The sequence below is a fragment of the Kocuria oxytropis genome (genome assembly GCF_040981195.1).
Classification (GTDB): domain Bacteria; phylum Actinomycetota; class Actinomycetes; order Actinomycetales; family Micrococcaceae; genus Kocuria; species Kocuria oxytropis.
The window spans coordinates 47,846-55,172 of the sequence record NZ_JAVFXA010000017.1 but is presented as its reverse complement, the minus strand read 5'-3'; the positions used below and the strand labels follow the sequence as shown (position 1 = coordinate 55,172).

The window sequence follows — 7,327 nt, the reverse complement described above, 5'->3', positions numbered from 1 at the left end:
AGCGGCTTGCCCATCTCCTGGGTGGCGATGACGGCGAGTTCGTCGGCGCGCTCGGCGAACAGCGCGCCGACCCGGGCGGCCACGGCCGCCCGCTCCTCGATCGGCCGGGACCGCCAGGCGCGGAAGGCGGCGTCGGCGGCGTCGAGGGCCTCCTGGACCTCGGTGCCGGTGGCGGTGGGGACCTCGGTCACGAGCTGACCGGTGGCGGGGTCGATGCTGCGGTAGGCGGGCCGGTCGATGCCGGCGCGGGCGCGCAGGGCGGAGGTGGCGGTCACGGTGAATCTCCTTCGGGCAGGTACGGGTGCAGGTTCGGGCAGGGGACCGGGCAGGGACGGACGCGGGCAGGGTTCGTGGAGGGACGGGCGCGGGCCGGAGGCTCCTGGTGCTGAGCAAGTGCTGAGCAAGTGCTGAGCAAGTGCTGAGCAGGGGAGAGCACAGGCCGCGGGTGCGCAGGCTCGCCGGGTGGGCGAGGGCGTGCTCGGCCGGCGGGGGCAGGAACCTGCCCCCGCGGGCACGGTGTCGCGGAGCGGGCGGATGCCCGCCGGGGTCAGCCGACCGGGACGAGCTCGGCGCGGAGGGCCGCCACGAAGGCGTCCACGTCCTCCTCGGTGGTGTCGAAGCTGCACACCCAGCGGACCTCGCCCGCGGCGGCGTCCCAGTCGTAGAACCGGAACCGCTGCCGGAGGCGATCCGCGATGCCCTCGGGCAGGGTCGCGAAGACCGAGTTCACCTGGGTCTCCTGGGTGAAGGCGACGCCGGGCAGCGACCCGTCGGCGATGCCGGCCTCGATCCCCTCGCGCAGGCGCCGGGCCATCGCGTTCGCGTGGCCGGCGGTGCGCAGGTACAGGTCCCCCTCCAGCAGGGCCAGCAGCTGGGCCGAGACGAAGCGCATCTTCGAGGCCAGCTGCATGTGGTTCTTGCGCAGGTAGACCAGGCCCTGTGCCGCGGCCTCGTTCAGGACCACCAGGGCCTCGGCGCCCAGCGCCCCGTTCTTGGTGCCGCCGAAGGCGAGGACGTCGACGCCGACGTCGGTGGTGAAGGCACGCAGGGGCAGCCCCAGGGCGGCCGCCGCGTTCGAGAGCCGCGCCCCGTCCAGGAAGACGGACATGCCGTGGGCGTGGGCATAGCCCGTGATCGCACGGAGCTCCTCGGGGGTGTACAGGGTGCCGAGCTCGGTGGACTGGGTGAGGTAGACGACGAGCGGCTGGGCACGGTGCTCGTCCCCCCAGCCCCAGGCCTCCGCCGCGATCAGCTCCGGGGTGAGCTTGCCGTCCGGCGTGGGGACGGGAAGGAGCTTGATGCCGGCGGACTTCTCGGGCGCCCCGCCCTCGTCGACGTGGACGTGCGCGGTGTCCGCGCAGATCACCGCGCCCCAGCGGGGGAGCATGGACTGGAGGCCGACGACGTTGGCGCCCGTGCCGTTGAACATCGGCCACACCGACGCGCCCTCGCCGAAGTGCCCCACGATCACCTCCTGCAGCCGTGCCGTGTACTCGTCCCCGCCGTAGGCGGTCTGGTGACCGCCGTTGGCCTCGGCCAGCGCCGCCAGCACCTCCGGGTGCACCCCGGAGTAGTTGTCGGAGGCGAATCCCCTCACCCCGGCGTCGTGCGACCTCTTCATGGGCTGCCTCATCCTCTCTCCTGCAGTTCGATGGTCGAGTCGTTCAGTTCGGGGGCCGCGGTATCCCACAGCCCTGAGTAGGCGGCCGCGAGGCGCTCCTCCAGGCCGGCCAGGGCCTTGACCCGGAAGATCACCGCGGCGGCGCGCAGCGGTTCGCCGGCCTCCCGGGCGGCCTTGGCGTATCCCTGAGCCACCGCCCGGGTCCAGGCCTCGCTCGCGGCCTTCACCGCGGCGTAGTTCGCCCCGCCCGCCAGCGGCCGGGCCACCGCGGTCGAGGAGACGATCGCCAGCCGTCCCGCCGGCGAGGCCCGCAGGTCGTCGTCGAACGCCCGACTCAGGTGCCGCAGCGCGGTGAAGGAGCCCTCCAGCACCCGGTAGTCCTCCTCGGTCTGCCCGGCGAGCCCCCCGCCCCCGCGCCAGCCGCCGACGAGGTGGAGGAGCCCGTCGACCGCCAGACCCCGGTCGTGCAGCCGGCGGGCGAGCTCACGCACCGCCTGCTCGTCGACGAGGTCCAGGGCTTCGGTCTCCGCGCCCAGCGCGGCGAGGGGAACGAGCTTCTCCTCGCTGCGCCCCGTGGCGACGACACGGGCCCCGGCCGCGGCCAGGGTCCGCGTCGCCGCCAGACCGGACGCACTGGTGGCGCCCGCGATCAGGACGGTGCGTCCGGTCAGGTCGCTCATCGCTCAGACGTCCGCGGCGCGGATGCCGGTGGTCGACGCGATGACGCTCTTCATCTTCTTGTCGAGCGTCTCAAAGAACATCGACAGCGGGAACTCGTCGTCCAGCACCAGGTCCGTGTAGCCCTTCGGCGGTCCGGCCAGCACCTCGCGGGGGAGCCCTGCGGCCCACGCCGAGGCGGGGTGCGGGGGGACCACGGCGGAGATGAGCTCGTAGGCCTTCAGCCAGTGCAGCGTCTTCGGCCGGTCGATCGACTCCCAGTACAGTTGGTCGATCGCCTCGCCCAGCTCCACCACCGCGTCGGCGACCCGGTCCCAGTCGACGCTGAGCTCGACGTCGCGCCACTGCAGCACGTGCTGGCGGTGCAGCCAGGCGAACAGCAGCTGCCCGCCCAGGCCGTCGTAGTTGCGCACCCGCGAACCGGTGATGGCGAAGCGGAAGATCCGGTCGAAGATCACCGCGTACTGCACCAGCTTCCCGTGCCGGCGGGTCTGCTCCTCGATCTCGCTGAGCTCCTCGCCGCCCGCGGCGCGCGCACCGAGGGCGCGCTCGATCGCGACCGACTCGCGGAACGCGGTCAGGTCGCAGCGCAGCTCCTCCAGGGAGTACAGGAAGAAGGGCATCCGCTGCTTGATCATGAACGGGTCGAACGGCAGGTCGCCGCGCATGTGCGTGCGGTCGTGGATGATGTCCCACATCACGAAGGTCTTCTCCGCGAGGTCCTGGTCGGTCAGCAGTGCCGCGGCGTCCTCGGGCAGGTCCAGCTTCGTGATGCCGGCGGCCGCCGTGACCACGCGGCGGTAGCGGGCCGCCTCGCGGTCCTGGAAGATCGCGCCCCAGGTGAACCGGGGGATCTCCCGCACGGCGACCGTCTCGGGGAACAGCACCGCCGAGTTCGAGTCGTAGCCCGGGGTGAAGTCGATCAGCCGCAGGGACACGAACAGCGCGTTGCCGTGGTCCCCGGCCTCGAGCTCGGCGATGAACTCCGGCCAGATCGCCTCGACGACCAGGGCCTCGACATGCCGGTTCGACGAGCCGTTCTGGGTGTACATGGGGAAGACCACGAGGTGGCGGATCCCGTCCACGCGGTGGTGCTGCGGCTGGAACTCGAGCAGGGAGTCGAGGAAGTCCGGCTCCCCGAAACCACCGTCCGCCCAGCGGGCGAAGTCGCGGGGCAGGGCCTCCAGGTACGCGGCGTCGTGCGGGAACAGCGGGGCGAGCTCGGCGACCGAGGCCACGATCGTCCCGACGTGCGCGCGGGCCGCCGGGTGGTCGGCGGGATCGGGGACCGACCCGTCCTTGACCTGCAGGCTCTGCAGCGCGGTGGCGGCCGACCTCAGCCGGAGCCAGGCGGGGCTCGACTCCACGGTGCGGGCGTCCTCGACGACCTCAGGCTCGCCGATGATGGCCTGAACCGCCTGCAGAGACGTGGACATTGAAACCCTCCTGTCGTGAAGTCAACGGAAATTTTCCGGTGATGCCGGTCACACACAGGAATATTCACATGCACTCACGGGGGTGTCAACACCCTCGGCACGACCAGCTGGTAGCGTTCGGCCCATGGACGACCCCGTGGACGTGCGACTGGCCACCGAGGTGTCCCACGACCCCCGCGCGACCCTCGCCCAGCTCTCCGAACGGGTCGGTCTCTCGGTCTCGGCCGTGCAGGCGCGCCTGCGCAAGCTCGAGAGCAGCGGCGTGATCGTGGGCTACCAGGCGATCCTCGACCCCGAGGCGATCGGGAAGCCGCTGGCCGCCTTCATCGAGCTCACCCCGCTGGATCCCCGCCAACCCGACAACGCCCCCGAGCTCCTGCAGTCGATCACGGAGATCGAGGCCTGCCACTCGGTGGCCGGGGATGCCGCCTACATGCTGTTCGTCCGGGTCGCCTCGCCGAAGGCGCTGGAGGCGCTCGTCAACGAGGTGCGCCACGTGGCCTCCGTGAACACCCGCACCACCGTGGTGCTGCAGAGCTTCTACGAGCACCGGCCGATGCTCCCCTCGGAGGGCTGAGGCGGCTCCCGTCGAGCCGGGCGCGTCGCCGGGGCCTCCTCGCGGGGTGCCGGCCGCCCTCCGGCCGGAGGCACGTCCCCGGTGGTGTCCGCGGGCGTCGAGGTTGTCCCCAGAACTGTGCTGACGACACATCGCATGTATTTGCTATAGCAATGCCAGGATGGGGGGCACGCCCACGACGGCGCCTCACCCCCCATCCCGGAGGCCCCCGATGTTCCTCGGACTGCTGTCCCGTGCCCGTACTGCTCGTGCCGGCTCTTCCGCTGTGAGTGGCCCCCTCCGAGCCGCCGCGACCACGGTGGTCGTGGCGGGCCTGGTCCTCGTGGGTGGCGCGACGCCCGCCGAGGCGGCCACCTCCTACAGTGCGCCGCTGCGCACCGCGGTGAAGTCCCTGCCCGTGGCCGCGGAGAACAACGTCGGCTACGACCGGGACCGGCAGTTCGGCGGGTGGAACGACGCCAACCGCGACTGCCAGAACACCCGCGCCGAGGTGCTGCAGAACGAGTCCAGGGCGAGCACCGGTTTCACCACTGCCGCACGCTGCACGGTCAAGGGCGGGCGCTGGGTCACCACCTGGGACGGGAGGGTGCACACCTCCGCGACCACCGTGCAGATCGACCACACCGTGCCCGTCCACGAGGCCTGGGGGTCCGGGGCCCGGTACTGGACGAAGGCCAGGCGGGTGGCGTTCTACAACGACCTCGGCGACCACCGCGCGCTCAGCGCCCAGACCTCCGCACTGAACTCGGCCAAGCAGGCCCGTGGCCCCGAGGCGTGGATGCCGCCGAGGAACCGCTGCGGCTACGTGGGGGAGTGGGTCGCGGTGAAGATCCGCTGGGGCCTCAAAGTCGACACCACCGAGAAGGCCGCCTTGACCAGGATCGTTGCCTCCTGTCCCAACGTCTCTCTCACCGTCAGGAGGGTCTGACCGGCAGACGGCCAGGGGACGGCCGGGCTGTCTCCGGCGTCTCCTTGCGGGGTGCCGGCCGGCCGGCCGGCGGTGGGCAGGAACTCAGCCCGTGCTGAGCAGGACCTTGATGGCCCGGCGCTCGTCCATGGCCCGGTAGGCCTCGGCGGCCTGCTCCAGGGGCAGGGTGAGGTCGAAGACCTTGCCGGGGTCGATCTCCCGCTCCCAGATCAGCCGGATGAGCTCGGGCAGGAACCGGCGCACCGGGGCGGGCCCGCCGTGCAGGTGCACCCCGGAGAAGAAGAGCTCCTGGCCGGGCAGCGAGACGTCGTGGGACACGCCCACGTAGCCGACGTGACCGCCGGGGCGCGTGGAGCGGATCGCCTGCATCATCGACTCCTGGGTACCTACGGCCTCGATCACCGAGTGCGCCCCGAGCCCGTCGGTGAGCTCCTTGACCCTGGCCACGCCCTCGTCGCCGCGCTCCTCCACGATGTCGGTGGCGCCGTACTCCCGGGCCAGCGCCTGCCGGTCGGCGTGGCGGGACATCGCGATGATCCGCTCCGCGCCCAGCTGCTTCGCGGCCAGCACGCCGAGCAGTCCGACGGCGCCGTCACCGACGACGGCCACCGTCCTGCCGGGGCCGGCCTCGGCGGCCACGGCGCCGAACCAGCCGGTGCCGAGCACGTCCGAGGCGGCCAGCAGGGACGGGATCAGGTCCGAATCGGGCTGTCCCGGGGTGGCCACGAGCGTGCCGTCGGCCTGCGGGACGCGCACGTACTCGGACTGCGCGCCGGTGGCCGCGCCGGGCTGCCGGTTCACGCAGTGGGTCTGGTAGCCGGCGCGGCAGATCTCGCAGGTGTTGTCCGAGGCGAAGAAGGAGCCGACGACGAAGTCGCCGACCTTCACGTCCTGCACGTCCGCCCCGATCTGCTCGACGGTGCCGACGTACTCGTGGCCCATCGGTGCGGGCCCGTCGACGTCCTCGAGGCCGCGGTAGGGCCACAGGTCGGAGCCGCACACGCAGGCGGCTGCGACCTTGAGGACCGCGTCGGTGGGCTCGACGATCGCCAGGACCTCGCGGTCCTCGACGCGGACGTCGCCGGGGCTGTGCAGCAGGACTCCACGCATGACGGGCTCTCCTCGCAGGTCGGGGTCCGTCCCGGGCGCGGGACGGACGGTGCCCGAGCCGTGCGCCGCGGCGCAGGCGGGGCACCGCGACCAGTCAACCCCGAGGCTCGGTGATCCGGGAACCCCTGCCGGGGAACTCCTCACCGGCTGCTGGCCCTCGTCCGGGGCGGGTGGTTCCGCTCGGAGTGCCTGCAACAGGGCGAGCACGGTGCGCCGGGCGACCACCCGGAGGATGGGGCCGGTGCGCTGTGAGGGCCTCGCCGGTGCGAGGATGGGCCGCATGAACTGGAGTCCGCGCGCCCTGGCCCGCTCGCTCGACCGGCCGGACTCGCGGCGGCTGCCCCGGAGGCTCGTGCAGCTGTACGCCGGGCTGGTGCTCTACGGCATCACCATGGGCATGCTCGTGCGGGCCGAGCTCGGGGTCATCCCGTGGGACGTGCTGCACCAGGGCCTGTCCCGGCAGTTCGGGGTGAGCATGGGCACGGTCGTCGTCGTCGTGAGCCTGCTGCTGCTCCTGGCCTGGATCCCGCTGCGCGAGCGGCCCGGGGTCGGCACCATCAGCAACGCGCTGGTGGTGGGGGTGGTGCTCGATGCGACCCTCGCCGTGCTGCCCCCGGTCGAGGCGATGCCGCTGCGGGTGCTGCTCGTGCTCGCGGGCGTGCTCCTCAACGCCGTGGCGACCGCCGCCTACATCGGGGTGCACCTGGGGCCGGGCCCCCGTGACGGCCTGATGACCGGCCTGGTCCGGCGCACCGGGGGATCCGTGCGGGTCGTGCGCACCTCGATCGAGGTGGCCGTGGTGCTCGCCGGGTGGCTGCTCGGGGGCACGGTGGGGCTGGGCACGGTGCTCTACGCGCTGGCCATCGGCCCGCTGGTCCAGCCGCTGATGCCCCGGCTGAGCGTCCCGCTGCGCCGCTGACCCGCTGCCCGGGCTCGAGGTCCCACCCGGCGGATCCTGCCGGGACCGTGCGCCGGTG

8 protein-coding genes are annotated in these 7,327 nt (G+C 72.6%); 3 read left to right on the top strand and 5 right to left on the bottom strand.

The features are described from left to right. The 4 genes from QYM41_RS15145 to QYM41_RS15130 all read right to left on the bottom strand — a co-directional run. On the bottom strand, positions 1-275 hold a 275-nt coding region (locus QYM41_RS15145), incomplete at its 3' end, for an aldehyde dehydrogenase family protein (RefSeq protein ID WP_368800624.1). Positions 276-547: 272 nt separating this feature from the next. Then, a complete protein-coding gene (locus tag QYM41_RS15140; RefSeq protein ID WP_368800623.1) occupies positions 548-1,621 on the bottom strand; it encodes a threonine aldolase family protein in 1,074 nt (357 codons plus the stop codon). Positions 1,622-1,629: 8 nt separating this feature from the next. Beyond that, positions 1,630-2,301, bottom strand: a complete 672-nt coding sequence (locus tag QYM41_RS15135) for an SDR family NAD(P)-dependent oxidoreductase (protein WP_368800622.1) — start codon at positions 2,299-2,301, stop codon at positions 1,630-1,632. 3 nt (positions 2,302-2,304) lie between these two features. Continuing rightward, positions 2,305-3,735 carry a DUF6421 family protein gene (locus QYM41_RS15130; protein WP_368800621.1) on the bottom strand — a complete coding sequence of 477 codons (1,431 nt, stop codon included), beginning with the start codon at positions 3,733-3,735 and terminating at the stop codon, positions 2,305-2,307. Positions 3,736-3,859: 124 nt separating this feature from the next. Here QYM41_RS15130 and QYM41_RS15125 point away from each other — a divergent pair, with 124 nt between their 5' ends. Together QYM41_RS15125 and QYM41_RS15120 are read left to right on the top strand one after the other, a co-directional pair. After that, positions 3,860-4,312, top strand: a complete 453-nt coding sequence (locus QYM41_RS15125) for an Lrp/AsnC family transcriptional regulator (protein ID WP_368800620.1) — start codon at positions 3,860-3,862, stop codon at positions 4,310-4,312. A 265-nt stretch (positions 4,313-4,577) separates the two neighbouring features. Beyond that, on the top strand, positions 4,578-5,240 hold the full coding sequence (locus QYM41_RS15120) for an HNH endonuclease family protein (protein ID WP_368800619.1): 663 nt from the start codon (positions 4,578-4,580) through the stop codon (positions 5,238-5,240). An 84-nt stretch (positions 5,241-5,324) separates the two neighbouring features. Here QYM41_RS15120 and QYM41_RS15115 read toward each other — a convergent pair whose 3' ends face one another. Beyond that, complete coding sequence (locus QYM41_RS15115) at positions 5,325-6,350, bottom strand: zinc-dependent alcohol dehydrogenase family protein (RefSeq protein ID WP_368800618.1); 1,026 nt, start codon at positions 6,348-6,350, stop codon at positions 5,325-5,327. A 280-nt stretch (positions 6,351-6,630) separates the two neighbouring features. Between QYM41_RS15115 and yczE the strand changes: the two genes are divergently transcribed. Beyond that, a complete protein-coding gene (yczE, locus tag QYM41_RS15110; protein WP_368800617.1) occupies positions 6,631-7,269 on the top strand; it encodes a membrane protein YczE in 639 nt (212 codons plus the stop codon). Positions 7,270-7,327 lie beyond the last annotated feature (58 nt).